Origin of the sequence: Mangrovibacter yixingensis (assembly GCF_020523985.1) — a bacterium.
GTDB classification, from domain to species: domain Bacteria; phylum Pseudomonadota; class Gammaproteobacteria; order Enterobacterales; family Enterobacteriaceae; genus Mangrovibacter; species Mangrovibacter yixingensis.
In genome coordinates this window covers 903,066-929,951 of the sequence record NZ_JAIVKM010000001.1, presented here as the reverse complement: position 1 = coordinate 929,951, position 26,886 = coordinate 903,066, and the positions used below count along the sequence as shown (strand labels likewise).

Here is a 26,886-nt window from a genome sequence, read left to right as displayed (position 1 = left end):
AACACAGGAGTTGAGGGTATGGGGACCACCACTATGGGGGTGAAGCTGGACGAAGCAACCCGCGAACGCATCAAAACCGCTGCGTCACGTATTGATCGCACACCTCACTGGCTCATTAAGCAGGCAATTTTTAATTACCTTGAACGGCTGGAGAACAACGATGAGTTGCCTGAACTGCCGGCTTTACTGGCGGGTGCTGCGAACGAAAGTGAAGAACCGTCCGCAAGTGGTGATGACCAGCATCAACCATTCCTCGAATTTGCCGAGCAAATACTACCACAATCTGTGACGCGAGCCGCAATTACTGCAGCATGGCGGCGCCCGGAAACCGATGCCGTACCGATGATTTTGGAACAAGCACGGTTGTCTGGTGAACTTTCTAGCCAGGTACATAAGCTTGCCTGGCAGCTTGCCGACAAGCTTCGGAACCAAAAAGGTGCAAGTGGACGCGCCGGAATGGTGCAAGGACTGCTCCAGGAGTTCTCACTTTCATCACAGGAAGGTGTGGCATTAATGTGCCTTGCTGAAGCCTTATTGCGTATTCCAGATAAGGCAACTCGTGATGCGTTGATCCGCGATAAAATCAGCAATGGTAACTGGCACTCCCACCTGGGCCGCAGCCCATCCCTGTTTGTTAATGCTGCCACCTGGGGGTTGCTGTTCACTGGCCGCCTGGTTGCCACACATAACGAAGCGAATCTCTCTCACTCTCTTAACCGCATCATCAGTAAAAGTGGTGAGCCGCTGGTGCGTAAAGGTGTGGACATGGCGATGCGCCTGATGGGCGAGCAGTTTGTTACCGGCGAAACTATCGCTGAAGCGCTGGCTAATGCCCGCAAACTGGAAGAGAAAGGATTTCGTTATTCCTACGATATGCTGGGTGAAGCTGCACTGACTGAAGCCGATGCTCAGGCTTATATGGTTTCTTACCAACAGGCGATTCACGCAATTGGTAAAGCTTCCAATGGGCGTGGTATTTATGAAGGCCCGGGGATTTCAATCAAACTGTCTGCCCTGCATCCGCGTTACAGCCGTGCGCAGTATGACCGGATGATGGAGGAACTCTACCCGCGCCTGAAATCCCTCACCCTGCTGGCACGCCAGTATGATATCGGCATTAATATTGACGCCGAAGAAGCTGACCGCCTGGAAATCTCGCTCGATTTGCTGGAAAAACTCTGTTTTGAACCGGAACTGGCTGGCTGGAACGGCATTGGTTTCGTTATTCAGGCCTACCAGAAGCGCTGCCCGTTTGTTATTGACTACCTGATTGACCTGGCAACCCGCAGCCGCCGCCGCCTGATGATCCGCCTGGTGAAAGGTGCGTATTGGGACAGTGAAATTAAACGTGCGCAGATTGACGGGCTGGAAGGTTACCCGGTTTATACCCGCAAAGTGTACACCGACGTTTCCTACCTGGCTTGTGCCCGCAAATTACTGTCAGTCCCTAACCTGATTTACCCGCAATTCGCCACCCATAACGCTCATACGCTTTCAGCTATTTACCACCTTGCCGGGCAGAATTACTACCCAGGCCAATATGAGTTCCAGTGCCTGCACGGCATGGGAGAACCCTTGTATGACCAAGTTGTGGGCAAAATTGCCGAAGGCAAACTTAACCGCCCATGCCGGATTTATGCGCCCGTTGGCACCCATGAGACACTGCTGGCTTACCTGGTACGCCGCTTGTTGGAAAACGGGGCGAACACTTCCTTTGTTAACCGTATTGCAGATACCGCGTTGCCAATTGATGAATTGGTGGCAGACCCAGTAGAAGCCGTTGAAAAACTGGCACACCAGGAAGGATTGCCAGGGCTACCTCACCCAAAAATTCCATTGCCGCGTGATCTCTATGGCGAAAACCGCCATAACTCGAACGGCCTGGATATGGCAAACGAACACCGTCTGGCATCCCTCTCTTCTGCCTTGCTGAGCACCGCCAATGAAAAATGGCGCGCCCTGCCAATACTGGAAGGTAATGTAACAGAAGGCGAACTCCAGCCAGTAATTAACCCGGCAGAGCCTGCCGACACAGTAGGTTATGTTCGCGAGGCCAGCAAAGAAGAAGTTGATCTGGCACTGAACAACGCGGTTAACAATGCACCTATCTGGTTTGCCACCCCGCCTGTTGAGCGGGCCGCTATTCTCGAACGTGCTGCGGTGCTGATGGAAGACCAGTTACAGGCTCTTCTGGGTATTCTGGTCCGTGAAGCGGGTAAAACCTTTGCCAATGCCATTGCAGAAGTGCGTGAAGCGGTAGATTTCCTGCGTTATTACGCAGACCAGGTGAAGCATGATTTCGATAATGAAACCCACCGCCCGTTAGGCCCGGTGGTATGTATCAGCCCATGGAACTTCCCTCTGGCCATTTTTACCGGGCAAATCGCCGCGGCGCTGGCAGCCGGGAACAGTGTGCTGGCAAAACCCGCTGAACAGACACCGCTGATTGCCGCCCAGGCCATTCAAATTCTGTTGCAGGCCGGTGTGCCTGCCGGTGTGGTGCAATTATTGCCAGGCAGTGGCGAGCGCGTAGGTGCGCAGCTTACTGCAGATAACCGTGTCCGTGCGGTCATGTTTACGGGTTCAACCGAAGTCGCCAGCCTGTTGCAACGCAATATTGCCACCCGCCTCGACCCACAGGGTCGCCCAACGCCACTGATTGCCGAGACAGGTGGCCTGAATGCCATGATTGTTGATTCCTCCGCCCTGACTGAACAGGTAGTGATGGATGTGGTTGCTTCCGCATTTGACAGTGCTGGTCAACGTTGTTCAGCGCTGCGCGTTCTGTGCATACAGGAAGATGTTGCCGAACATACACTGACCATGCTCAAAGGTGCCATGGCAGAATGCCGTATGGGTAACCCAGGCCGCCTGACTACCGATATAGGGCCCGTAATTGATGCCGAGGCCAAAGCCAATATTGAACAGCATATTCAGGCAATGCGCAGTAAAGGCCATGCTGTTTACCAGGCAGTACGTGACAACAGCGACGATGCCCGCGAATGGCAAAGCGGCACATTTGTTCCACCCACACTGATTGAACTCAACAGTTTTGATGAACTGCAACGTGAGATCTTCGGGCCGGTTCTGCACGTGGTGCGCTATAACCGTAACAGCCTTAGCAGCCTGGTTGAGCAAATTAATGCTGCCGGTTATGGCCTGACATTGGGGGTACATACCCGTATTGACGAAACCATTGCGCAGGTGACGGGCTCTGCCCATGTCGGGAATATGTATGTTAACCGCAACATGGTAGGGGCTGTGGTTGGTGTTCAACCCTTTGGCGGTGAAGGGTTGTCCGGCACCGGCCCTAAAGCGGGTGGTCCGTTGTACCTGTACCGGTTGTTGTCACACCGCCCGGAAACTGCCGTTCTGGCCACGCTTTCACGTAACGACACGCAACTGGCCGTTGAAGCGGGTAGCAAACAAGCCATCCAGACGGCACACACAGCACTGGCTGAGTGGGCTGCTGGCAAGCCTGAGCTGGCGTCACTTTGTGCGCAATTTGGCGAGCAGGCTCAGAGTGGAACCCGCCGCCTGTTACCTGGGCCAACGGGTGAGCGTAATGCATACTTGTTGCTGCCGCGGGAAACTGTGTTGTGTATGGCAGATAACGAGCAGGATGCACTGGTGCAATTGGCTGCGGTGACCAGTGTGGGTTGCCAGGTATTGTGGCCGGACGATGCCTTACACCAACAATTGGCGAAACAACTGCCCAAAGCTGTTGCCGAACGTGTTGCCTTTACCGCTACCGATACACTGGCCGATGCACAGTATGATGCAGTAATTTTCCACGGCGACTCGGATCAACTGCGTGACCTCTGTGTCACCGTTGCCAGCCGCGCCGGGGCGATTGTTTCGGTGCAGGGTTTTGCTCGTGGGGAAACCAACATTCTGCTGGAACGCCTGTATGTAGAGCGCTCATTGAGTGTCAACACAGCCGCCGCTGGTGGAAATGCCAGCCTGATGACGATTGGCTAAACAGCGGGTTACCCGTGAACCCTGAGCGGCAAAGAGTTGCCGCCAGTGTTCAAAATAGCCAGCTCACGTATCACGTATAATAAGAAAACGCCCTCAGAATTTGAGGGCGTTTTTATTTTTCTGTTGTACGTAAGCCTGGCTTACGGCTCTCAGACTCAGGCTTTAGGTTCAGCTTCTTTCAGCTCACCCATCATTTTGAGCTTTTTAGAGATATCACGGCGTTCTTTCGAAATTTCCGCATTTTTGATGATGTAGTCATCAACGCGGTCTTCATAATCGCTTTTCATGCTGGCGATAATGCCCTGAATAGCTTCAACACTCATACCCGGTTTGATGTAATCACTCAGGTTATCAAGCAACAATACACGTTTTTGGTTGTCGCGGATTTTCTTCTCAACGTCCTGGATTTCACGTTGCAGTTTGTTTTTACGACGATTCAGACGCACAAACTCCAGCACATCCTGGAATGAAGGTTTGGCATTTTCCATTTTCACACCCCTAATTATTGAGTCTCGGATTCGTTAAGCAGACCGCCTTGTCTTTAAAATACTGACTGAGGCCGTCGATGACAATGTTTTTACGGGTTCACCCTCTTTTCGCCATCATAACCGTAAATCATGCTGAATCGAAACAAGCCACCACTAATTTGCGACTGGTTGCGGGTTATTTGCGCAATGCTTTACAGATTAATTGCGACAACAACTCCAACTGGCGTGCAAGCTCCAGGTTAAGCCACACATAACCGTGAATCGACGTTTCTTGTAATGCGCCAGGGGGTTGTTGTTTCATCAGCTCACGCAGTTCGGCAATGATTTCCGTAAGCCGCTCACTGTTGGCCTTCACTGGCAAGGGGTTCCCCTCATATAACGCCTGTGAAATCGACGTGAGCGTGGTATAAGTCAGCGCCTGAGCATCACGCAGTTTACGCGAGTTAATCATCAAAAAGTGGCTTTCACGAGAAGCCCAGTGCGCATTAGTTTGTAACTCCAGCGTGCAAATAATATTACGGCTGATAGTTTGAATTGCTTCAAAAATACTTTTCTGTATATGGGTCTCTTTGCTGGCGGGCGTTATCAGCGCACGAAATTTCACCACATTATTCAACATGCGGTTAAGGTGGCGTTCAAGCCTGGGGCGTTCAACTAAGTTAGGCGAGACACTGGTCTGGTAGAGATTACTGAAGGTATGAATGTATTCAGCCATCTGAATACGCCAGTGAATAAATGCCCTTTGCGGGTACAAACTGGTAAACAACATAGCCAACAGGGAGCCGAAGATAACATCGCCACTACGCCACAACGCAGTCGCCATGTCTCCCGGAGGTGCACCTACCACAACAGAAAGCGTAATCCCAATGAGCAGAGCCTGGTATGGCCTTTTCCCCAGGGTGAGATAACCACAAATAAACATCGCCATACCACACCACAAAAACATCAGCGGCAGAGAATACAGCTCAAGTTTCAAGGCCACCAGCCCGAGTGATGCACCAAATATCGTGCCGCCAATACGTTGAAAAGCGCGTGGCACAACATTGCCCCAAAAAGAGATTGGCCCCATGACCACAACCAGTGTGATCAAAGGCCAGGTGCCTTCGGGAATATTCAGCATCCGAACCAGAATAAAAGCCAGCACAAAAGCAACGGCAATACGAATGCCATGTACCAGGCGATAATGCCGGTAGATACGAATTTCAAATGGTGTTAAAGACTTGTCGGGACGCACACCCGCTCTCCAGAATACAAAAAGCGCAATTGTACTCTCTTTTTCTCAATGCTCATCCCTATTGTTACAAACAGCAGCATATTTTTTGCAACCGAAATTAACCGGCCGATTGGGTTTTGTAGTTAAAAAAAGGCGGGGTTATGAAAAAACAGCCCTGATACTCATCAACTAGTGAGATTTGCTACCCGGCAGCTGTGCCCCACTGGTTGCCGGGTATGCTTTGTTTAGCCTTATACCGAAGCAGGTTTATTCATTACCGGAACATACATATCTATCATCCAGGTTCCAGTTTGGGAGCCATCGTTTTGGTAAACTTCATAGCAGGGTTTAGCATCTGGCTGGTAATAGTTGTCCTGCAATAGTTCCGTAAAAAAAGCCCGCCAGGGTGTTTCAAAATCATTATTATCGACCTGTACGGAGGCCACGGCGTAAGTTCCCCCTGCCAGCGCAGTACAAATCACCCCTTCACTTGCCGGCGGTACGGTAAAATCTGCATTCACCCGAATCAGGGTTGCACAACGCAGCTTTTCAGGAGGAACGACATCTGGATTGTCGTAATAAGCGGCAACCCACTCTTCCGGGTCGAGTTGCTGGGTGCGCACCCATAACATGAGCTGTTCAAACCCTTGCTTCACCGTAACATCCCAGGGGCCAACCAGGTGAAAACCAGCAACATGGCGCACAGGCACATCACGAATCTGGTACATAATACTCTCCTGTTAAACCCGACACACCTGCAACTGAGTTAAGCAAATGTTCAGCAAATCACCAACCTGTGTAATGAAAACCATGAAGGATATCGCTTTTAATTCCTGCCGGGTATATGCCGGCAGTAACTGGCTTGTGCAGAAAAATTACTGGTGTTTAGCAAGCCAGGTCTTTTTATTGTCAACCAGGTTATCCCAGGCATCAATATAACCATCAACTTTCGCCTTCAATACTTCATGATGCGGCGACACTTGGAAAATAACTATTTCGTTTTCGCTTACCGAACGCCAGCTATAATTAAAAACGGTAAAGCCACTTTGTTGTTGATTATAGGTATTTAAACTGCTTTGTTTATCACCAGCATTTAGTTGATGCCGGGTATGTACCAGATAAATAATTTGGTTCATAAAACTGAGTTGGCGTGCACTGACTACCCAGCGGCTACCTGTGAGGATATCTGCCTCCACTATATGTAATACCCCCCACACTAACCGGGCGCCCTTGCCATGCATAAGCCGTCAGAGTCTCTTTTTCGCACAAATTACCACAGTGAGCCAGTAGTTGTTCAAGGATTGCGGTTTCAGCAGTAGACAAGCGCAGGCGATATTCCGTATTCGCATGTTTTCTTAATAGAAGTTGTAAATGTGGTGCAAAAATAAATTCACCAAAGTGCCACTTGATATACTGCATTTCCTTTAGCCAGCAGGTTATTTCTCATCAGCAAATTATAACATACAATTCTAAATACATTAATTTATTTAAAAACAACAAGTTAAATAGTAATTAATAATTTTTAATAAATGTACCATGGCGCGACTATCACTTATCATTTGGCTATTCCATTAGCGAACCATTGATACCGATTATTGATACATGAAATAGTAATGATTCGCAGTTACGCTTAATGCATGAGTACAAGACAATGGCTATTGTAGTAATAACCGACAATAATACACTTAAAGCTGGTATTGACTCTATTATTTACTGCCTGCCAGGAAATCACTCCCGCCCTGTAAACAATTTTTATATTATTGACTGTCACTCTTTTTCTTTTCCCTTTGATATAGGAAAAACCCAACCAAGTGACTGTTTTATTTTATTCTATAAAAGCCAGGCAGAGCTTAATGTACTGCACCATCTGTATAACTTCTGCAATGCATTCTTCATTTCACTCAACCAAAAAGTCAGCGAGATAATACAAGTTATGCATTATATATTATCTTTCGATAAAAAACATAATTCAGAAGATGGCTGCCAACCTGCTTTCAGAAATAGTGTTTTATCCGGGCAAGAACTTAAGGTTTTACATCTGTATATCAATGGCGTTACCAATAAAGAAATATCTCGGGTACTCAGAGTGAAAGAAAAGAGCGTACTGAATTACCGAAAGAACTCACTCAATAAATTAGGTATCAAGCTCAATGCCCGTAATTTAAATATCCTGCGAGTTCTATTGAAACAGCCCGAGTTCAAGGCTGAGCTGTTTTCCTCAAATAAAGAGAACATTGCCTTAAACTCGCTATGTCTGAGAACAACCAGCAGGCATACAACAAGCCCGCTGGTTTAACTCCAACAGATTACAATTTCAGGTGAACCCAATCACTCAGGCGCGAGAACATGCCGCCTTTGTCTACTGAATTAAGTGCCACCAACGGCCACTGAGCCAGCACTTTGTCTTTATCGTACAACGTTATCTGGCCAATTGTAGAACCTGCCTTCAACGGCGCTTCAAGGGTGGTCTGTGTGACGCTATATTTCGCTTTGATATTCTGCAGCTCATCTTTAGGTAACACCATCCAGTGATCCTGATCTGTGCCTACCTGTACCGATGATTTATCACCATACCAAACGCGCTCATCACCCACTTTTTGCCCTTTGTGCATCACTTCCACGGTCTGGAAATTCTGCTGGCCCCAGGTGAGCAGCTTCCGGGCCTGATCTTCACGGCCTTTGGCACTATCGGCCCCCATAACTACCGCAATCAGGCGCTGGTTGCCATTTACACTGGAGGCGATCAGGTTAAAACCCGCTCCCGAAGTGTGCCCGGTTTTTAGCCCGTCGACATTCAGGGATTTGTCCCACAACAGGCCGTTACGGTTGTTCTGGGTGATACCGTTCCAGCTCAGTGTTTTCACACTGTACATCTGGTAGAACGAAGGTTCGCCATGAATGATGGCTCGCGAAAGCACGGCCAGGTCATAGGCCGAGCTGTGCTGGCCGGGGGCATCCAGGCCATGAACTGTTTCAAAGTGGGTGTCGTTCAGGTGTAATTTCTGGACATACTGGTTCATCAGGGAGACAAACTGGGGCTGCCCACCTGCCACATAGTCTGCCAGCGCCACACAAGCGTCGTTACCGGAGTCGACAATCAGGCCAAGGCTTAGCTGGTGAACAGACAGACGGTCGCCTGGTTTAAGGAACATCAGTGAAGAACCATCAAATACCGGATTGCCCTTCGCCCAGGCATCTTTGCCCACGGTAACCATGTCATCAGCAGTAATTCGTTTGCTGTCGATGGCACGGTCAACCACATAGCCCGTCATCAGTTTAGTCAGGCTGGCTGGGTCGCGTTGTTGATGCTCGTTATGCGCAGTCAGTACCTGGCCTGTAGTGTAATCCATTAACACCCATGAAGCCGCCTGGATAGCAGGCGGTGCTGGCGGACCAGAGAAAAAATCTGGTACCTGGGCCGGTGCCGCGCATGCCGTGCCGACGGACGTAGCCAGTAATGTGGCGGTGATTAAAAAACGGAGCTTCAACGCAATTTCCTCATTCAACGTCAATTATTTCTCTCGCCGCTCTTTTTACGGAAACTGGCGTGTCGTTTCCTGTTGAAATTGCAAGAAAATGTGACAAACACCTGCTGCGGTTTGTCTTATTATGTCCTTTGCGCTTTAAAAGCCACTGCATACAGCACAAATAATCGGCTATCTGCCGGATAGCGGTGGTCATCACAACGTTAACTCGCCATAATTCATGGTTAACTGTATTGACCGAAGATGGACACTACCTGCAATGACTGACGCCGCTCAACCAACCTTCTTGTTCCATGATTACGAAACCTTCGGCACGCACCCGGCGCTGGACAGGCCAGCGCAGTTCGCGGCAATACGCACAGACAGCGATTTCAACCCCGTAGGTGAGCCGGAAGTGTTCTTTTGCCAGCCTGCGGATGACTACCTGCCACAACCTGGCGCAGTAATGGTTACCGGAATTACACCACAGCAGGCGCGGGAACAGGGTGAAAATGAGGCACTGTTTGCCCGGCGTATTCACGATATTTTCACCGTGCCAAAGACCTGTATCGTGGGCTACAACAATGTGCGCTTCGATGACGAAGTTACCCGCAATATTTTCTACCGTAATTTCTACGATCCTTACGCCTGGAGCTGGCAAAACGGCAATTCACGCTGGGATTTGCTGGATGTTATGCGCGCCTGTTATGCGCTACGCCCGGAAGGGATTAACTGGCCAGAAAATGAAGATGGCTTGCCCAGTTTCCGCCTGGAGCACCTGACTGCCGCCAATGGCATAGAGCACAGCAACGCGCACGATGCGATGGCTGATGTCTGGGCGACTATCGCCATGGCGCAGTTAGTGAAAAAACATCAGCCACGGCTGTTTGACTATTTATGGCAGTACCGCAGCAAACAAAAGCTGATGACACTGATTGATATTCCCAAAATGGCCCCGCTAGTGCACGTTTCCGGTATGTTTGGTGCCTGGCGCGGCAATACCAGTTGGGTCGCGCCTTTGGCATGGCACCCGGACAACCGTAACGCGGTAATTATGGTGGACCTGGCCGCCGATGTCTCTCCCCTGCTGGAGCTGGATGCAGATACTCTGCGTGAACGGTTATATACCCCTAAAGCAGAACTGGGCGAACACCTGCCTGTGCCAGTTAAACTCATACACTTGAATAAATGCCCGGTATTGGCTCAAGCGCGCACACTCCGCCCGGAAGACGCACAACGTCTGAATATTGACCGTGAACAATGCCTGGCCAACTTGCGTCTGCTTCAGGCCAACCCCGAGGTGCGGGAAAAAGTGGTGGCTATATTTGCTGGCGCGGAGCCATTTACCCCAGCAGAGAATGTCGATGCACAACTCTATAATGGCTTTTTCAGCGACGCAGACCGCAATAGCATGAAGATTATTCAGGAAACTGAGCCGAAAAACCTGCCTGCGCTGGATATTACCTTTGCCGATCCAAGAATTGAAAAATTGTTGTTTAACTACCGTGCGCGTAACTTCCCCGGCACACTGGATGAAGCCGAACAACAGCGCTGGCTGGCACATCGCCGCGAAGTGTTCTCCCCAGAAAACCTGGAGCACTATGCCAGCGAACTGGCGCAACTCTGGCAACAATACGAAGGCCAGGCAGACAAACAACAACTGTTGAAAGCACTCTACCAATATGTGCAGGAACTGGTGAACTGACGCCTTCTGGCAAGAAGCCTACAAAAAATAACGGCCCCAATGCAGCAACATTGGGGCCGTTTATTATGGCAGGTGAGTCAGGTTAATCTCAGGCAATATCTTCGTATTGTGGCACTGGATTACGGAAGACTCGGGTCACGCAGGCCAGGTAAATCAGACCAGCCGCCGCCCAAATCAGGCCAAGGATCATCGAGCTTTCTTCCAGATTAATCCACAATGCGCCAACAGTAAGCGCACCCAACACAGGCAAGACCAGGTACTGGAGATGGTCTTTCAGTGTCTTATTGCGCTTTTCACGGATCCAAAACTGCGAGATAACCGACAGGTTCACAAAGGTAAACGCCACCAGCGCACCAAAGTTAATCAATGCGGTTGCAGTTTCCAGGTCGAACTTAATAGCCAACAGTGCAATCGCGCCCACTAACAGAACGTTCATTGCAGGTGTACGCCATACTGGGTGCAGGTAACCGAAGAAACGCGACGGGAATGCGCCATCACGCCCCATCACATACATCAGGCGGGAAACCCCGGCATGCGCAGCCATCCCTGATGCCAGCACGGTTACCGTAGAGAATACCACCACACCAAACTGGAAGCCTTTACCGGCAACCGCCAGCATGATGTCTGGCTGGGTCGCTTCTTCTGCAATACGCGGGAACCACAATTGCAGGAAGTAAGACACCACAATAAACACCACACCGCCAATCAGCGCAGTCAGGAAAATCGCCTTGGGAATAACCCGGTCGGCATCTTTGGTTTCTTCAGACAGTGAACTGATCCCGTCAAAACCCAGGAAAGAGAAACACAGAATCGTCGCACCAGTAATCATGGGTGCCACATGGGCATGACTGTTCCAAAACGGCTGGCTGCTGGTCAGCGTAGCGGCGCCCTGGCCGTGGAATACACCATATATCAGTACCCCAGTAATCACTGCCATCAGCGAAAGCTGCAGAGCGACAATCACTGTATTAAAGTTGGCAACAGCCTTAATGCTGCGCAGGTTGGAGATAGTCATGAAACCCACCAACAGCACAACAAAAATCCATGAAGGAATGCTGGGCACCAGGGCTTCAAAATAGATCTTCGCCAACAGGATGTTGATCATCGGCATAAACAGATAATCCAGCAGTGAAGACCAACCCACCATAAACCCAACCACCGGGCTGATAGATTTTTGTGCATAGGTATACGCACTGCCTGCTGACGGAAAGCGGCGCACCAGTTTGCCGTAGCTCAACGCCGTAAACAAAATAGCGATTAATGCAAAAGCATAAGCCGTGGCGACGTGACCATCGGTCTTCGCTGACACGATACCAAACGTATCAAACAGGGTCATAGGCTGCATATACGCCAGCCCCATCATAATGACAGGGAGCAGGGTAAGCGTTTTACGTAAACCCACGCGAGGGGTTGCACCTGAAGTGGCATTATGCGACATGAACGTTACCTCTTACGGCATGAGCCATCGCAATAGCAATAAATTGCCCCATATTGGTATCCTTGAGCGACACGACGGTCGAAATCTAAAAGTGACTATCTATCCGGTACAAAAAGCCCGGCCTCTTATTTAAACGAAGTGTTTTTTATGCAAAAAAATAACCGACGTGAAATAAACGTCGGTTAATCATCATTTTTACAGGGCGCGTATTCTGCACATTGCAGAGTGTAAAATCAAGCTGACAAAACACTGACAATGGATGAAAACGCACTTTCCGTTCACCAAACTGTTTAGCCGGTTCAGAATCCACTCAGCGCATTAAACTATCTCATTGAGAATAAGTTATTTTTCAGAATTTTTAAGATTATTCTACCGGCATAACAAATGGGTCCGCCCACAAGTATTCAAACCCAAGTTCATTACAAATCCGGTTCCCATCCACTTTCTTCCCGCCCGGTTGCCCCGGTTCATCCGTAAAGACCGGCCCGGCCACACCCAGCTTTTCAGCCATCGTCGGGTAATAGTCCCGCTTGGTTGGGTGTGAAGGAGCACACAAGTTATAGATACGCCCGCCTTTGGGGGCCTGCAACAACAGGCTAATTGCCGCCACCACATCTTCCAGATGCACCAGGTTCACCACATTATTGCCACCCGACACCGTTTTCCCGGCCAGGAAACGCCCCGGGTGGCGTCGTGGCCCCACCAGGCCTGCCAGGCGTACAATATCCACCGAAGTTCCGGGCAAATTATGCAACCAGCGTTCAAGTTCTTGTAACGTTCGGCCACTGGCCGTGACAGGGTTTAGCGGTGTGTTTTCTTTAACCGTACCGTCAACCTCGCCGTATACCGAGGTTGAGCTGGTAAACAAAATCCGCGGCACATGGCGTGCCAGAGCACTATCAACCAGTTCCTGAACAGCCGTGAGGTAAAAATTATCGCCAGGCCCTGTTCGCCGGGCTGGTAATGTAATGACCAGAGCATCGACATCCAGTAATTCATCCAGCGCATCGTTATCGCAGGTTAGTTCAGGCTCGAGTTGGAGCTGGCAGCAACTGACACCACACATGCGAGCCGCTTCCACACCATCTTGTGACGTTTTACTGCCCTTCACTTCCCACCCTTGCGCCATAAGCGACAATGCCAAAGGCATTCCCAGCCAGCCCAAACCGACAATGGCGACCTTTTTCATGCCTGCTCTCCTTAACGGTGTTGATACCTTATGTATAAATCAGGATTTTCCTGGTAAGCCATGAGCTTTTTCTGCAATGTTACCGCCAGTAACAATAACCCAGGCGCAAACTGCTTCATTCCTTAATAGCTAAATTCTGACCCGATGGCTTAATCGCACAATCAAGTAATCATAGTACTACGCTACGCCTGTCGCGGGTTACCAACAATGTCAGGATGAAAATGAAAGTTCTTAATCTTGTAAAAAAAGGGCTTGCGTTCAGCCCTTAACCTGGTTTACGGTAAGTACCACTTAATGAATAGTCATTCATACAGAGAATTTTATGAAAAGCGTTCAATTTAAACACCACCATCATCACCATCATCCTGACTAGTCTTTCAGGCGATGTGTGCTGGAAGACATTCAGATCTTCCAGTGGTGCATGAACGCAATGAAAGCCCCCGGAAGGTCACACTTCCGGGGGCTTTTTTATTACGTTTTTCGGGCAGAGTTAAACAGGTTAAGAGGTAACAACATAATGTTAGATAATTCACGTTTACGCATAGCTATTCAAAAATCAGGCCGTTTAAGTGATGATTCACGCGAACTGCTCGCCCGCTGCGGCATTAAGGTGAACCTGCACACACAACGCCTGATTGCACTGGCTGAGAATATGCCTATCGATATTCTGCGTGTACGCGATGACGATATTCCGGGCCTGATTATGGATGGTGTTGTGGACCTGGGGATTATTGGTGAGAATGTGCTGGAAGAAGAGCTGCTGACTCGCCGGGCACAAGGTGAAGACCCACGTTACTTCACACTGCGCCGCCTCGATTTCGGTGGTTGCCGCCTCTCCCTGGCCCTGCCGGCAGACGAAACCTGGGATGGCCCGGCTGCCCTGAATAACAAACGTATCGCTACTTCTTATCCGCACCTGCTCAAACGTTATCTCGACCAAAAAAATATCCAGTTCAAATCCTGCTTACTGAATGGTTCCGTTGAAGTGGCCCCTCGTGCCGGCCTGGCTGATGCCATCTGTGACCTGGTCTCTACCGGGGCAACGCTTGAAGCGAACGGCCTGCGTGAAGTAGAAGTAATTTACCGTTCCAAAGCCTGCCTGATTCAGCGTGATGGCGAAATGGACAGTGCCAAACAACAGTTGATCGACCGCCTGATGACCCGTATTCAGGGCGTGATTCAGGCACGCGAATCCAAATACATCATGATGCACGCGCCAAGTGACCGTCTGGAAGAAGTGATTGCTCTGCTGCCAGGTGCTGAACGCCCCACGATTCTGCCGCTGGCTGGCGACAAACAGCGTGTTGCCATGCACATGGTCAGCAGTGAAACCCTGTTCTGGGAAACCATGGAAAAACTGAAAGTGCTGGGTGCCAGTTCTATCCTCGTCCTGCCCATTGAAAAAATGATGGAGTAATGACTATGAGCCGCTTCGATACCCTGATTGACTGGAATACGTGCGATGCCAAACAACAGCGCGCACTATTGATGCGCCCGGCGATTTCTGCCTCTGACAGCATCACCCGCACCGTGAGCGAAATCCTCGATAACGTCAAAAATCGTGGTGATGACGCCTTGCGTGAATACAGCGCCCGCTTTGATAAAACCGCCGTCAGTGAATTGCGCGTCAGCGACGCTGAGATTGATGCTGCAGTGGCACGCCTGGGTGACGACGTTAAACAGGCAATGGCTGTAGCGGTCAAAAATATTGAAACCTTCCACCGTGCCCAGCAACTGGCAACGGTTGATATCGAAACATTGCCAGGCGTGCGTTGCCAGCAAGTCACCCGCCCGGTTGCGGCGGTTGGCCTCTACATTCCTGGTGGTTCAGCGCCTTTGTTTTCAACAGTATTAATGCTGGCAACCCCGGCACGTATTGCCGGTTGCCGCCGGGTTGTACTGTGCTCCCCGCCGCCAATTGCCGATGAAATTCTCTATGCCGCCCGCCTGTGTGGCGTGAAAGAAGTCTTCCAGGCCGGTGGGGCTCAGGCGATAGCGGCGCTGGCATTCGGTACCGAAACAGTGCCTGCCGTAGACAAAATCTTTGGCCCTGGCAATGCGTTTGTTACCGAAGCCAAACGCCAGGTCAGCCAGCGGCTTGATGGTGCAGCCATTGATATGCCTGCCGGGCCTTCAGAAGTCTTGGTGATTGCCGACAGTGGTGCCAACCCAGACTTTGTTGCCTCCGACCTGCTTTCCCAGGCGGAACACGGCCCGGATTCACAAGTCATTTTACTGACACCAGACCGTGACATCGCCAGCCGTGTGGCACTGGCCGTTGAGCGCCAGTTGGCTGAATTGCCGCGTGCTGAAACTGCCCGTCAGGCGTTGTCAGCAAGCCGCCTGATTGTGGCGCGTGACCTGGCGCAGTGCGTGGAAATATCTAACCTGTATGGTCCGGAACACTTAATTATTCAAACCCGCGAAGCACGCAGCCTGGTTGATGACATCACCAGTGCAGGCTCTGTGTTCCTGGGTGACTGGTCACCAGAATCTGCCGGTGATTATGCATCCGGAACCAACCATGTATTGCCCACATACGGTTATACCGCCACCTGCTCAAGCCTTGGCCTGGCGGATTTTCAAAAACGTATGACGGTACAGGAACTGTCGCCACAAGGCTTCGCCAGCCTGGCGCAAACCATTGAAACGCTGGCCGCCGCGGAACAATTAACCGCACACAAAAATGCCGTGACATTGCGTGTTGCCGCACTGGCGCAAAACAACAAACAGGGTTGAGGGAAACACATGAGCAGCAAGTCTATTGAAGCACTGGCACGGGAAAATGTACGCCAGTTAACACCTTACCAGTCAGCCCGCCGTTTAGGCGGCAAAGGCGATGTCTGGCTGAATGCTAACGAATACCCGACCCCTGTCGCATTCGAACTGACCCAACAAACCCTGAACCGTTACCCGGAATGCCAGCCAGAAGCAGTTATCACCCGCTATGCCGCTTATGCCGGGCTGAATAAAGACCAGGTATTGGTTAACCGCGGAGCCGATGAAGGTATTGAACTGGTGGTGCGGGCATTTTGTGAACCAGGCCAGGACGCCATTATGATTTGCCCTCCCACCTATGGCATGTACAGTGTGAGTGCAGAAACCATTGGTGTGGAATGCCGCAAAGTTCCTACTCTCGCCAACTGGCAGCTTGACCTGCCCGCCATGCAGGCACAACTGGATGGCGTTAAGGTGGTGTTTGTGTGCAGCCCGAACAACCCGACCGGCCAGGTAATTAACCCGGAAGACCTGAAATCACTGCTTGAAATGACCCGCGACCGTGCCATTGTGGTTGCCGACGAAGCCTATATTGAGTTTTGCCCACAAGCCACACTGACCACCTGGTTGCAGGATTACCCGCACCTGGTTGTACTGCGTACCCTGTCGAAAGCGTTTGCTCTGGCCGGGTTGCGTTGTGGCTTTACACTCGCCAACAAACCCGTTATCGACTTGCTGTTAAAAGTAATTGCGCCTTATCCGCTGAGCACACCGGTTGCTGATATTGCAGCCCAGGCATTAAGTGAAGCAGGTTTAACCGCCATGCGTGGCCGGGTGGCAGAAATTTTACGCAACCGGCGCGAACTGGTCAGTGCATTGCAGGCGTTGCCGGGTGTAGAACAAGTCTACCCTTCTGACACTAACTATGTGTTATTCAAGTTAAGTGAATGCAGTGTTGTCTTTAAATCCCTGTGGGATCAAGGCATTATTTTACGTGACCAGAGTAAACAACCTGGTCTTGGCGGTTGCCTGCGCATCACTATTGGCACTGAAGCAGAATGCCAGCGTGTTGTTACCGCCCTGAACGCATTGTCAGCCAGCATCACAGCGGAGTAAGTATGAGCCAGAAGTATCTTTTTATTGACCGGGACGGCACCCTGATTACCGAACCACCGGAAGATTTCCAGGTGGACAGCTATGCCAAACTCGCCTTTGAGCCCGGTGTTATTCCGGCCCTGCTGCAACTGCAAAAAGCAGGCTGGCAGTTAGTGATGGTCACCAACCAGGATGGCCTTGGTACCAGCAGCTACCCACAGGCAGACTTCGATGGCCCGCATAACCTGATGATGCAGGTTCTCAGCTCGCAGGGCGTAAAATTCGAAGAGGTTCTTATCTGCCCGCATTTCCAGCAGGACAACTGCACCTGCCGCAAACCTAAAACCGGGCTGGTCGAAAAATACCTGGTACGCGGTGTGATGGATGCCGCCAACAGCTATGTGATTGGTGACCGCGCAACCGATATCGCGCTGGCAAGCAATATGGGTATTCAGGGGCTGCAATACGCACCCGATAACCTGAGCTGGGACGATATTTGCACCAAACTCACCCAGCGCGACCGGTACGCACGGGTTGAGCGTAATACCCGCGAAACCCAGATTGACGTACAAGTGTGGCTCGATCGCGAAGGTGAAAGCACCATCAACACGGGTGTAGGTTTCTTCGACCACATGCTGGACCAAATTGCCACCCACGGCGGGTTCCGTTTATCCGTTAAAGTCCATGGCGACCTGCACATTGACGACCACCACACCGTTGAAGATACCGGGTTGGCCTTAGGTGAAGCACTGCGTGTGGCCCTGGGCGACAAACGTGGTATTGCGCGCTTTGGTTTTGTGCTGCCCATGGATGAATGCCTGGCACGCTGCGCCATGGATATTTCTGGCCGCCCGCACCTGGAATATAAAGCCGAGTTCAATTACCAGCGCGTGGGCGATTTGAGCACCGAAATGGTCGAGCACTTCTTCCGCTCGCTCTCTTATACCATGGGCGTGACATTGCACCTGAAAACCAAAGGCAAAAATGATCACCACCGCGTTGAAAGCCTGTTCAAGGCCTTTGGCCGCACACTGCGCCAGGCCATTCGCGTGGAAGGGGATGCACTGCCTTCGTCAAAAGGAGTGTTGTAATGAATGTCGTCATTATTGATACCGGGTGTGCCAACCTGTCGTCTGTCCGCTCTGCGGTACAACGCCTGGGCTATGAACCAACCATCAGTAAAGATGCGGATGTTATCCGCCAGGCAGATAAACTGATCCTGCCCGGCGTAGGCACTGCACAAGCCGCCATGGACCAGTTGCGTGAACGCGAGCTGGTTGAACTGGTGAAAACCGCCACTCAGCCCTTGCTGGGGGTTTGCCTGGGTATGCAGTTGCTTGGTACCGCCAGTGATGAAAATAACGGTGTGGAAACCCTGGGGCTGGTTGACCAGCCGGTATTAAAAATGAAAGACGCAGGCTTGCCGCTGCCCCATATGGGCTGGAACAAGGTTTACCCTAAAGCCGGTGACCGCCTGTTTCGTGGCATCGAACCGGGTGCCTGGTTTTACTTTGTTCACAGTTATGCGATGCCCGTATGCGCCAACACCATTGCACAATGCAGTTACGGCGAAGCCTTCACCGCCGCCGTGCAAAAAGACAACTTCTTCGGCGTGCAGTTTCACCCCGAACGTTCTGGTTCCGCCGGTGCGCAGTTGCTCAAAAACTTTCTGGAGATGTAAGCGAGATGATTATTCCCGCACTGGATTTAATTGATGGCAAAGTGGTTCGCCTGCATCAGGGCGATTACGGGCAGCAACGCGACTACGGCAGCGATCCCCTGCCGCGCCTGCAGGCCTACGCTGGTATGGGCGCACAAGTGTTGCACCTGGTGGATTTAACCGGCGCAAAAGACCCGGCGAAACGCCAGATTCCTTTACTGCAAAACCTGCTGGCGGGTGTGGATGTGCCGGTTCAGGTTGGTGGTGGTGTGCGCAGCGAAGACGATGTTGCCGCACTGCTTAATGCCGGAGCCACCCGAGTGGTGGTGGGTTCAACTGCGGTAAAATCGCCGGAAACAGTTGAGCAATGGTTCACTAAATTCGGCGCTGACGCCCTGGTTTTGGCTCTGGATGTGCGCATTGACCAGCAGGGAAATAAGCAAGTCGCGGTCAGTGGCTGGCAAGAAACCTCCGGCCAGTCTCTGGAGAATGTTGTTGAGCGCTTTCTGCCTTTTGGCCTGAAACATGTGCTGTGCACCGATATTTCCCGTGACGGTACCCTGGCGGGTTCCAATGTCGGCCTTTACCGCGATGTGTGTGCACATTACCCGCAAGTGGCCTTTCAGGCTTCTGGGGGCATTGGTGGCCTGGCAGATATCGCCGCTTTGCGTGGCAGTGGTGTGGAAGGTGTGATTGTTGGACGCGCCCTGCTGGAAGGTAAATTTAGCGTAACGGAGGCAATCGAATGCTGGCAAAACGGATAATCCCCTGTCTGGATGTACGAGACGGCCAGGTGGTAAAAGGCGTGCAGTTCCGTAACCACGAAATTATTGGCGATATCGTCCCGCTGGCCCAGCGCTATGCGGCAGAAGGTGCCGACGAACTGGTTTTTTATGATATCACCGCCTCCAGTGATGGCCGTGTGGTCGACAAAAGCTGGGTAGCCAAAGTTGCGGAAGTCATCGACATCCCATTTTGTGTGGCTGGCGGCATTAAGTCGCTGGAAGACGCGGCACGGATCCTGTCGTTCGGGGCAGATAAGATTTCGATTAACTCCCCGGCACTGGCAGACCCAACGCTCATCACTCGCCTGGCTGACCGCTTTGGCGTTCAGTGTATTGTGGTGGGCGTTGATACCTGGTTTGACAATGAAACCGGGAAATACCATGTTAACCAGTATACTGGCGATGAAAGCCGTACCCGCGTCACCCAATGGGAAACCCTGGACTGGGTGCAGGAAGTGCAAAAGCGCGGTGCGGGCGAAATCGTCCTGAATATGATGAACCAGGACGGTGTACGTAATGGCTACGACCTGGTTCAGTTAAAAAAAGTGCGCGAGGTTTGCCATGTCCCGCTGATTGCTTCTGGCGGTGCTGGCACAATGGAACATTTCCTCGAGGCATTTCGTGACGCTAACGTGGATGGTGCGCTCGCCGCCTCCGTGTTTCATAAACAGTTAATCAATATTGGTGAACTGAAAGCGTATCTGGCGCAGCAAGGTGTGGAGATTCGAGTGTGTTAACAGAACAACAACGTGCGCAACTGGACTGGGAAAAAACCGATGGCTTGTTACCGGTTATCGTGCAGCACGCCGTATCCGGTGAAGTCCTGATGCTGGGTTATATGAACCAGGAAGCCCTGGCGCAGACAGAGCAAAATGGCAAAGTGACGTTCTGGTCACGGACTAAACAGCGCCTGTGGACCAAAGGCGAAACTTCCGGCCATTTTCTCAATGTGGTAAGTATCACCGCTGACTGCGACAACGACACTCTGCTGGTTATGGTGAACCCCATTGGCCCCACCTGCCATAAAGGGACTTCCAGTTGTTTCGGTGATACTCACCATCAGTGGCATTTCCTGTACGAGTTGGAAAGCCTGCTGGCAGAGCGCAAACACGCGGACCCGGCCAGTTCTTACACCGCCAAACTTTATGCCAGCGGCACCAAGCGCATTGCCCAGAAAGTGGGTGAAGAAGGTGTGGAAACCGCGCTCGCCGCAACGGTGCATGATAAGCATGAACTGACGAATGAGGCATCTGACCTGATGTACCACTTACTGGTACTGTTGCAGGATCAGGAACTGGATTTAGGCACAGTAATTGATAACCTGAAATCGCGGCATAAATAATCTCTTCTATTTTCCGTGACACAATAAAACGCTGCAACTGCGGCGTTTTATTTTGCTGAACAAACAACCTTGCAAAAAACATGTTGAATACAGGTGCCCGTATTCATAATACGGCTAACAGTATAATAATAAACAAACCGCTCCATTATAAAATTATTAACAGCCTGCCATTTTCATTAAAAATAAAACACCTCACCAACGCACACGCTTCCTGGCCTCAGGCGGATTTGTTATTTTTTCCTGATGAATAACCATATAAATAACGTATTTACCGCTGTTTTTTCCTGGCTTACTCTCCGCCCAACTTTCACGAGCGCGATTATCATGGAAAGCTCAGATGGCGGACATTCCCCAAAAGCACCAACAAATTCAGGCAGACACTCTCAACCGTTATTTACTGCTATTTAAACGTACCACCATAGAAACAGATATAGAGTCATTTACCGGGCAGGAAGCGCTGAGTGAACCCTGGTGTTATACATTGCGCTTCACTTCTCCTGAACAAGATATTTCTCCTGAAAATATTATGCTGCAGCCAGCCATATTTGTGATGCGCAGCCCTAACCCGGATTATTCTCGCTACAGGAAAAACCTACCCAAATGGCAATGCTTACGGGAAGTACACGGCATAATTACCGCATTTTCACGTTTGTCTGCCAATAAAGATGAATCCTATTATGAAGCCACACTTGAGCACCCACTGGTATTACTGCGCCATTCTCGCCGCTATGCTATTTACCAGCAGGTTTCCGTACCAGAAGTTGTCACCCGTATTTTAAAATCCCATGGCCTGCATGGTTATGAAATTAATATGGACAACTTGTCATGGCGCTATCCACTGCGGGAAATGATGGTCCAGTGGGGCGAATCGGACTACGACTTTGTGCTACGGGTATTATCAGAAACCGGTATCTGGTTTCGGTTTGAGCCCCATGAAAAAGTTGAAAATGTGACGGTTATTGTCTTTAGCGACAGCCTGAAAATGTATATCAGAGGCCATACCATTCAGGCGCTTCCTGAAGCCGGGTTGGTGGGCGATACCTTAACTATTCGCGATATGGTAAGCCATGCACAGGTAACCCCGCGCGCCGCTCACAGCCGTAATTATTACTACCACAATAAAGAAGAACCCTTCCCGGAATCCACCGCAGACCAAGGGCGCGAAGCCCCCTTTACGGTGGGCTGCGATTACCAGTATGGCGACAACACCCAATCAATGGGCGACCGCTATGCGGTGGCACCCGGTGAAGTGGCAGAGAGCGCATGGTTCTATGCCCGTATTCGCCACGAACGCCATTTATGTGCGCGTGTGCAGTTGCATGCCACAGCAGACGACCCGGCAATTTTGCCAGGAATGCTGGTGCAGATAACGGGGGATACACCGCAAGTATTTGAGCCCGGTTTTCTGGTTACGTCACTGGTCTGCCAGGGTGGGCGTGGGCATGGTTTCCAGGCGAAATTGTCCGGTATGCCCAAAAACAACTTAGTGGTATGGCGGCCCGCATATCGCCCTCGTCCGGTGATTACCGGCACTGTTCCGGCACGGGTTTCAGGCTCAAAACGCAACGACCAACTAGCCCGGCCGGATAAATTTGGCCGTTATAAAGTGAAATTTAGTTTTGACCGTGATGAATGGCATAAAGGTGAAGAAAGTATGCCCGTACGCCTGGCCCGAATTTACGCCGGTGACCAATATGGTATTCACTTCCCACTGCTCGATAACATGGAGGTTGCGGTTGCTTTTGAAGGCGGCGACCCCGAACGCCCGTATATCGCCCATGTGTTGCATAACGCTTTTAATCCCGACGTGGTTAACTACACCAACAGTACCCGCAATGTTATTCGCACCCATGGCAAGAACAAATTGCGCATGGAAGATAAAAAGGGCGAGCAGCATATCAAACTGGCTACTGAGCCGGGTAAATCGCAACTCAACCTGGGGCGAATGGTGGATGCTGAGCGCAAGCCGCGTGGAGAAGGTGCAGAATTGCGTACCGATAACCATACCGCGATTCGCTCCGCAAAAGGCATCTTACTGACCACGGCTTCCCAACCGGGTGCAAAGGGTAAGCAACTGGATATGCCGGAGACCATCCGGCAACTGGAGCAGGCCCTTGTTCTGGCGCGCAGTCTGCAAGGCAGTGCGCAACAGGCAGGGAGCGATACCGTAGATACAGGCTCTCAGCAAGAAGCAAACCAGGCGCTGCAACACCTCAACCAACCGGGAATTGTCGCCTGGGGCGATGCAGGGATCACCCAGGCCACCCCCAAAAACCTGCAACTTTCTGCGGGTAAAGATGCCATCGTTACCGCCGAAAACCATGGCAGTATCAATATTCTGAAAACACTTTCTCTTGCCGCAGGCCAGGGGATTTCCGCTTTTGTGCGTAAAGCTGGAATTAAGCTTATTGCGGCCAGCGGTAATCTTAATTTCCAGGCGCAGCGTGGCACGTTATCTGCGCTGTCCGAGCAGAATATGCAACTTACCAGCAGCAAGGGCGAACTCCAACTCAGCGCCAAAAATGGCATATTCCTCCACAGTGGTGGGGGCGGGATACGTATTCACCCTAACGGCAGTGTTGAAATATTTTCGCCTGTCAGCATAGACCAGAAATCCCCCACACTGGCGTGGCACCCAGGGGATACCACCAAACTAGTCGCGCCTGCTTTCAACCCGGGAGCGTTAGGGCGCAAGGTGCAACTGTGTTGTGACGGGGAGCCGGGGCAAGTGCTGGTAAACCAGGCGTTCAGAATAAAAAGAGCCGACGGCTCGGTGGTTGAAGGGAAAACCGATGCCAACGGGCACTCGCCACTCCTTTCTCTCACCGAAACAGAAGCCTGCGTTGTTTCACTCAAACGGGAAGCCAAACAATGAGTACGCATAAGGATAATGCCAGCCCGGTTTACAACAACCATGAACTGGGGAACTTTATTGGTGTGCCGGTTGAAACCAGCGGTGCCATGCTGGTGCAGCAATTTACAGCGGGCCGGCCACTGCCCTGTATTGTGATTCTGGTTCATGGGGTAAACGACACAGGTGAAGCCTACCAGCACCAGGAAAAAGGCATTGTTGCCGGGCTGAATACCCGCCTTGCACGCAATGATCTGCATATTCACCAATGGGGGGAACTTGGCGGGCAAACCGACTTAAGCAACCCGCCGCAGCGTATTACCGGCAGTGGCCGTTCACCCGTCATCCCTTTTCACTGGGGCTACCGCCCGGTTGACCACGCCACCTGGCTTGAAGACCAGCGCCGTTACCGGGAAGAAGTGCGTAAACTGGGCCCGGACGCCATGCTGCCTTATGATGCCTGGCTGGAAAATGATGCCAAACGCCTGAAAAAACTTAACCCTGAAGGGCGCGGTTTTCTTAACGACAACTTTGGCAATGTTCTTAACCTTGCCGGGGCAAAAGACGGCGGCACCTTTGCCAACGCCACGACTTGCCTGCCTGATATGCTGGGCCCTGGTGCTGGCGGTGTTGCCACCTGGCTTGCCGGTGCATACAGCCGCCACTCAAAATTTAACCACAATGATTTCACCCACCCGATTTACCAAAACCCGCACCGCATTTACCAGTTTTTTGCCGCCCAGCGCCTGGCAGATTTGATCCTGGCAATCCGCGGTAATAAAGATACTGAGTTTGATACAATCAATATTGTGGCACACAGCCAGGGCACCCTGCTGGCAATGCTGGCCAATATGCTGGTAAAGCGGGCAGACAGAACCCCTGCAGACTGTGTGATTCTGTGCCATTCACCCTACTCCCTTGAACAACGCTTTATGGAAAACCGCCTGCCCGGCCGCCAGCAGACCACCCGCGCCCGCCAGCAAACCTTCGCCAACTTCTGCAACCTGATGGCCACTAACCCGAAATATGCCCCAGACGGGCACTACGCCCCGGATTTTCTCCAGGCCATGGTCAATGACGGCACACTGGGGCTTAACCACCACTGGCACAGCGACCCACGCCACAGCCGGAATAACTTTGGCCGGGTATATAACTACTTTTGCCCGGACGACGGCACGGTTTCACTTATCAATGTGCAGGGCATGGGCTGGCGTGGCATTCCAGACCCGCTTGCCCGCAAGCACCCCAATCTGTTCCAGCGCGTCTTCAGCCAGCGCTACCCAGTGGGCGGGAACCCGGCGCAGGCACCGTTTGAAAAACTCCCTGAACAGCCCGGCGATTTTATCTACGACAGTTGGCCCACCAATGCCAGTTACCCATGGAACAGTGAGGTCACCGTTAACGGTGATGCCCTGCCTGAAGTGTTCACCTTTACCCTGATGGGCCATACCCCCGATGAAGGCAAACAACGCTACCACAGCGGTATTGGGCGCGAAGACCGCTACATTGACTATTCTGCCCGGTCATACAGCCTGGTCTGGCAGGTGAAAGAGAACCGCAATGTTATCAATTTGTACGGCCAACCACCCCGACCTGGGCAGAAACTGACCGATAAAGAGATAGCGGAAATTAACGCCCATTACCAAACCACCTTCACTTCAGGTTATGTGGGCGGTAACCCGCAGCATAGGGAGTATGTGCTGTTTCGTAATAAAACCGATGAAGAGATTGACCAGATGGAAAAATATGGCGACCCGGTAAAACTGAGCCAGCACTCTTCAATAGTGATGAGCCCGGATGTACCCGAAAAAGTAATGGCCTGGGACCTGGCAATAGGCAACTGCATGGCCTTTGAAGACCCGGATTTCTGGCAACGCCTGATTCGCCAGGCAGACTGGCGGCACTGGAATAACCCGGATGAATTTACCAAAAAGTATTACAAAACGGGGGAATTACCAAAGGAAGACACAAAAGACTTTATGAATAAGCCCAATGATATTTTACCCAGTGGAGAGTTTGGGGTTGTTAATGAATATGCACCCGCAGAGCGCACAGAACCCCCGCGCCACCCACGAGACCCACACCCACAAGTTACCCCCCTGCCCCAGTGGGATATGCCCGCCCCAGCGGGTACCCCGTTGCCCAATGCCAACCACAGATGGAGCAAACCATGAACCCGGTTAAAAAAAGAGTATTACGGCGCAGCCTGTTAGCGTTACTGGCCTGCGGGTTACTCGCTGCCTGCCACCCGCGCCAGCCACCGGTGCAGGTGGTGTACCGCTTCGATGAGCACCGCTGGCTGGAGCTTAAAGGCTGGCACTGTGAAGGTGAACTGTGGTTTGTTGACCAAAAAAATGATATCCGCAGCCAAATTTATTACCAGTCTTATCGGATATTCACTCGTAAACTGATTAACACATCGGAGCGGTATATGGCGGTGCCTATTTGGGGTGAGGCCGGTATGCGAGTTTCCAAAGACTATGGAAAAACATGGCAAGGCGTTAAGTTCAAAGGCGATGAAGATGATGGTACGGAAACTCCCTCTTATGATGACATCGTCTCAGTCACCGTGGTTAATGATCAGGGCTTCCTGCTGACCAGACAGGGCCGGATTTATATGTCCTCCCACCCCTTTGATGACCCCAGGCTGGCGCCCGGCGGCCCCGGTATTGATTACTCCATTATGTTTCGTGGCAAGCCTCGTCAGTACCATATTTCACCCCGTTCGCCCGGGAGAGGGTGGGGCCTTGAATATATCGATCCGCCACGGGTGCTTAACCAGCTGGTTTATAAACATTACACCAACTTCCAGAACCTGCCGGAAGCCATTCCGGAAGTGAAGGATTACCGCGGCTGGACACATATGCGCTGCGATCTGGGTGCCGGGCTGGAATAGTAGCTCATACCTGGCAATAAAATTTTTTCTTTCAGACCATTAACCATCACTCATATAAAAG

At 51.4% G+C, this 26,886-nt stretch carries 22 protein-coding genes and 1 other annotated feature; of the genes, 15 read left to right on the top strand and 7 right to left on the bottom strand.

Annotated elements, in window-relative coordinates; all coding sequences use genetic code 11:
- Nucleotides 1–18: 18 nt before the first annotated feature.
- Nucleotides 19–3,981, top strand: a complete 3,963-nt coding sequence (putA, locus tag LC084_RS04355; RefSeq protein ID WP_226569678.1) for a trifunctional transcriptional regulator/proline dehydrogenase/L-glutamate gamma-semialdehyde dehydrogenase — start codon at nt 19–21, stop codon at nt 3,979–3,981.
- 155 nt (nt 3,982–4,136) lie between these two features.
- Here the strand turns inward: putA and LC084_RS04350 are convergent, their stop codons facing one another.
- From LC084_RS04350 to LC084_RS04335, 4 genes are all read right to left on the bottom strand, one after another.
- Entirely contained in the window at nt 4,137–4,469 is a 333-nt protein-coding gene (locus LC084_RS04350) for a DUF496 family protein (RefSeq protein ID WP_226569676.1), read from the bottom strand.
- Between the two features lie 175 nt (nt 4,470–4,644).
- Nucleotides 4,645–5,703: an FUSC family protein gene (locus LC084_RS04345; RefSeq protein ID WP_226569675.1), complete on the bottom strand. Its 1,059-nt coding sequence runs from the start codon at nt 5,701–5,703 to the stop codon at nt 4,645–4,647.
- A 230-nt stretch (nt 5,704–5,933) separates the two neighbouring features.
- Nucleotides 5,934–6,413 carry a DNA gyrase inhibitor SbmC gene (sbmC, locus tag LC084_RS04340; RefSeq protein ID WP_226571129.1) on the bottom strand — a complete coding sequence of 160 codons (480 nt, stop codon included), beginning with the start codon at nt 6,411–6,413 and terminating at the stop codon, nt 5,934–5,936.
- Nucleotides 6,414–6,557: 144 nt separating this feature from the next.
- Nucleotides 6,558–6,923: a hypothetical protein gene (locus LC084_RS04335; RefSeq protein WP_226569673.1), complete on the bottom strand. Its 366-nt coding sequence runs from the start codon at nt 6,921–6,923 to the stop codon at nt 6,558–6,560.
- A gap of 410 nt (nt 6,924–7,333) precedes the next feature.
- On the opposite strand from LC084_RS04335, the gene LC084_RS04330 reads away from it, so the two are divergent.
- Nucleotides 7,334–7,978, top strand: coding sequence for a helix-turn-helix domain-containing protein (locus LC084_RS04330; RefSeq protein ID WP_226569672.1), 645 nt, complete (start codon nt 7,334–7,336; stop codon nt 7,976–7,978).
- Nucleotides 7,979–7,988: 10 nt separating this feature from the next.
- Here the strand turns inward: LC084_RS04330 and dacD are convergent, their stop codons facing one another.
- Entirely contained in the window at nt 7,989–9,170 is a 1,182-nt protein-coding gene (gene dacD / locus LC084_RS04325; RefSeq protein ID WP_226569670.1) for a serine-type D-Ala-D-Ala carboxypeptidase DacD, read from the bottom strand.
- 256 nt (nt 9,171–9,426) lie between these two features.
- Here dacD and sbcB point away from each other — a divergent pair, with 256 nt between their 5' ends.
- The gene (gene sbcB / locus LC084_RS04320) at nt 9,427–10,851 is read left to right on the top strand and encodes an exodeoxyribonuclease I (RefSeq protein WP_226569669.1); all 1,425 of its coding nucleotides are present in this window, start codon (nt 9,427–9,429) and stop codon (nt 10,849–10,851) included.
- A gap of 88 nt (nt 10,852–10,939) precedes the next feature.
- Here sbcB and LC084_RS04315 read toward each other — a convergent pair whose 3' ends face one another.
- Both LC084_RS04315 and LC084_RS04310 read right to left on the bottom strand, forming a co-directional pair.
- The gene (locus tag LC084_RS04315) at nt 10,940–12,289 is read right to left on the bottom strand and encodes an APC family permease (protein ID WP_226569668.1); all 1,350 of its coding nucleotides are present in this window, start codon (nt 12,287–12,289) and stop codon (nt 10,940–10,942) included.
- Nucleotides 12,290–12,653: 364 nt separating this feature from the next.
- On the bottom strand, nt 12,654–13,478 hold the full coding sequence (locus tag LC084_RS04310) for an SDR family oxidoreductase (RefSeq protein ID WP_226569666.1): 825 nt from the start codon (nt 13,476–13,478) through the stop codon (nt 12,654–12,656).
- 322 nt (nt 13,479–13,800) lie between these two features.
- Between LC084_RS04310 and hisL the strand changes: the two genes are divergently transcribed.
- The 12 genes from hisL to LC084_RS04250 all read left to right on the top strand — a co-directional run bounded on the left by hisL (nt 13,801) and on the right by LC084_RS04250 (nt 26,825).
- Nucleotides 13,801–13,851 (top strand): his operon leader peptide, encoded by a 51-nt coding sequence (hisL, locus tag LC084_RS04305; RefSeq protein WP_110025554.1) that lies wholly within the window; start codon nt 13,801–13,803, stop codon nt 13,849–13,851.
- Nucleotides 13,827–13,949: a sequence feature (His leader region), on the top strand. Its footprint overlaps the gene before it by 25 nt.
- 46 nt (nt 13,950–13,995) lie before the next feature.
- Nucleotides 13,996–14,895 carry an ATP phosphoribosyltransferase gene (hisG, locus tag LC084_RS04300; protein WP_226569664.1) on the top strand — a complete coding sequence of 300 codons (900 nt, stop codon included), beginning with the start codon at nt 13,996–13,998 and terminating at the stop codon, nt 14,893–14,895.
- A gap of 5 nt (nt 14,896–14,900) precedes the next feature.
- Nucleotides 14,901–16,217, top strand: coding sequence for a histidinol dehydrogenase (hisD, locus tag LC084_RS04295; RefSeq protein WP_226569662.1), 1,317 nt, complete (start codon nt 14,901–14,903; stop codon nt 16,215–16,217).
- 9 nt (nt 16,218–16,226) lie between these two features.
- Nucleotides 16,227–17,312, top strand: a complete 1,086-nt coding sequence (hisC, locus tag LC084_RS04290; RefSeq protein ID WP_226569661.1) for a histidinol-phosphate transaminase — start codon at nt 16,227–16,229, stop codon at nt 17,310–17,312.
- Between the two features lie 2 nt (nt 17,313–17,314).
- Nucleotides 17,315–18,382, top strand: a complete 1,068-nt coding sequence (gene hisB / locus LC084_RS04285) for a bifunctional histidinol-phosphatase/imidazoleglycerol-phosphate dehydratase HisB (protein WP_226569659.1) — start codon at nt 17,315–17,317, stop codon at nt 18,380–18,382.
- A complete protein-coding gene (hisH, locus tag LC084_RS04280) occupies nt 18,382–18,972 on the top strand; it encodes an imidazole glycerol phosphate synthase subunit HisH (RefSeq protein ID WP_226569657.1) in 591 nt (196 codons plus the stop codon). The genes hisB and hisH overlap by 1 nt, the downstream gene beginning before the upstream one ends.
- 5 nt (nt 18,973–18,977) lie before the next feature.
- Nucleotides 18,978–19,715 (top strand): 1-(5-phosphoribosyl)-5-[(5-phosphoribosylamino)methylideneamino]imidazole-4-carboxamide isomerase, encoded by a 738-nt coding sequence (gene hisA, locus LC084_RS04275; protein ID WP_226569656.1) that lies wholly within the window; start codon nt 18,978–18,980, stop codon nt 19,713–19,715.
- Nucleotides 19,697–20,473 carry an imidazole glycerol phosphate synthase subunit HisF gene (gene hisF / locus LC084_RS04270; protein ID WP_226569654.1) on the top strand — a complete coding sequence of 259 codons (777 nt, stop codon included), beginning with the start codon at nt 19,697–19,699 and terminating at the stop codon, nt 20,471–20,473. Before hisA ends, hisF begins: the two co-directional genes overlap by 19 nt.
- On the top strand, nt 20,467–21,078 hold the full coding sequence (gene hisIE, locus LC084_RS04265; RefSeq protein ID WP_226569652.1) for a bifunctional phosphoribosyl-AMP cyclohydrolase/phosphoribosyl-ATP diphosphatase HisIE: 612 nt from the start codon (nt 20,467–20,469) through the stop codon (nt 21,076–21,078). The genes hisF and hisIE overlap by 7 nt, the downstream gene beginning before the upstream one ends.
- Nucleotides 21,079–21,415: 337 nt before the next feature.
- Nucleotides 21,416–23,953, top strand: a complete 2,538-nt coding sequence (locus LC084_RS04260) for a type VI secretion system Vgr family protein (protein ID WP_226569650.1) — start codon at nt 21,416–21,418, stop codon at nt 23,951–23,953.
- Nucleotides 23,950–26,103 (top strand): T6SS effector phospholipase Tle3 domain-containing protein, encoded by a 2,154-nt coding sequence (locus tag LC084_RS04255; RefSeq protein WP_226569648.1) that lies wholly within the window; start codon nt 23,950–23,952, stop codon nt 26,101–26,103. The genes LC084_RS04260 and LC084_RS04255 overlap by 4 nt, the downstream gene beginning before the upstream one ends.
- Nucleotides 26,100–26,825: a T6SS immunity protein Tli3 family protein gene (locus LC084_RS04250; RefSeq protein WP_226569647.1), complete on the top strand. Its 726-nt coding sequence runs from the start codon at nt 26,100–26,102 to the stop codon at nt 26,823–26,825. Before LC084_RS04255 ends, LC084_RS04250 begins: the two co-directional genes overlap by 4 nt.
- Nucleotides 26,826–26,886: the final 61 nt, after the last annotated feature.

What these genes read in the sequence shown, in the direction of transcription:
- LC084_RS04335 (WP_226569673.1), bottom strand. Translation starts at nt 6,923, where the DNA reads ATGCATGGCAAGGGCGCCCGGTTAGTGTGGGGGGTATTACATATAGTG.
- hisF (WP_226569654.1), top strand. Translation starts at nt 19,697, where the DNA reads ATGCTGGCAAAACGGATAATCCCCTGTCTGGATGTACGAGACGGCCAG.
- hisD (WP_226569662.1), top strand. Translation starts at nt 14,901, where the DNA reads ATGAGCCGCTTCGATACCCTGATTGACTGGAATACGTGCGATGCCAAA.
- LC084_RS04310 (WP_226569666.1), bottom strand. Translation starts at nt 13,478, where the DNA reads ATGAAAAAGGTCGCCATTGTCGGTTTGGGCTGGCTGGGAATGCCTTTG.
- LC084_RS04250 (WP_226569647.1), top strand. Translation starts at nt 26,100, where the DNA reads ATGAACCCGGTTAAAAAAAGAGTATTACGGCGCAGCCTGTTAGCGTTA.
- hisG (WP_226569664.1), top strand. Translation starts at nt 13,996, where the DNA reads ATGTTAGATAATTCACGTTTACGCATAGCTATTCAAAAATCAGGCCGT.
- hisC (WP_226569661.1), top strand. Translation starts at nt 16,227, where the DNA reads ATGAGCAGCAAGTCTATTGAAGCACTGGCACGGGAAAATGTACGCCAG.
- LC084_RS04330 (WP_226569672.1), top strand. Translation starts at nt 7,334, where the DNA reads ATGGCTATTGTAGTAATAACCGACAATAATACACTTAAAGCTGGTATT.
- LC084_RS04255 (WP_226569648.1), top strand. Translation starts at nt 23,950, where the DNA reads ATGAGTACGCATAAGGATAATGCCAGCCCGGTTTACAACAACCATGAA.
- LC084_RS04315 (WP_226569668.1), bottom strand. Translation starts at nt 12,289, where the DNA reads ATGTCGCATAATGCCACTTCAGGTGCAACCCCTCGCGTGGGTTTACGT.
- sbcB (WP_226569669.1), top strand. Translation starts at nt 9,427, where the DNA reads ATGACTGACGCCGCTCAACCAACCTTCTTGTTCCATGATTACGAAACC.
- hisB (WP_226569659.1), top strand. Translation starts at nt 17,315, where the DNA reads ATGAGCCAGAAGTATCTTTTTATTGACCGGGACGGCACCCTGATTACC.
- hisH (WP_226569657.1), top strand. Translation starts at nt 18,382, where the DNA reads ATGAATGTCGTCATTATTGATACCGGGTGTGCCAACCTGTCGTCTGTC.
- hisA (WP_226569656.1), top strand. Translation starts at nt 18,978, where the DNA reads ATGATTATTCCCGCACTGGATTTAATTGATGGCAAAGTGGTTCGCCTG.
- putA (WP_226569678.1), top strand. Translation starts at nt 19, where the DNA reads ATGGGGACCACCACTATGGGGGTGAAGCTGGACGAAGCAACCCGCGAA.
- LC084_RS04350 (WP_226569676.1), bottom strand. Translation starts at nt 4,469, where the DNA reads ATGGAAAATGCCAAACCTTCATTCCAGGATGTGCTGGAGTTTGTGCGT.
- LC084_RS04260 (WP_226569650.1), top strand. Translation starts at nt 21,416, where the DNA reads ATGGCGGACATTCCCCAAAAGCACCAACAAATTCAGGCAGACACTCTC.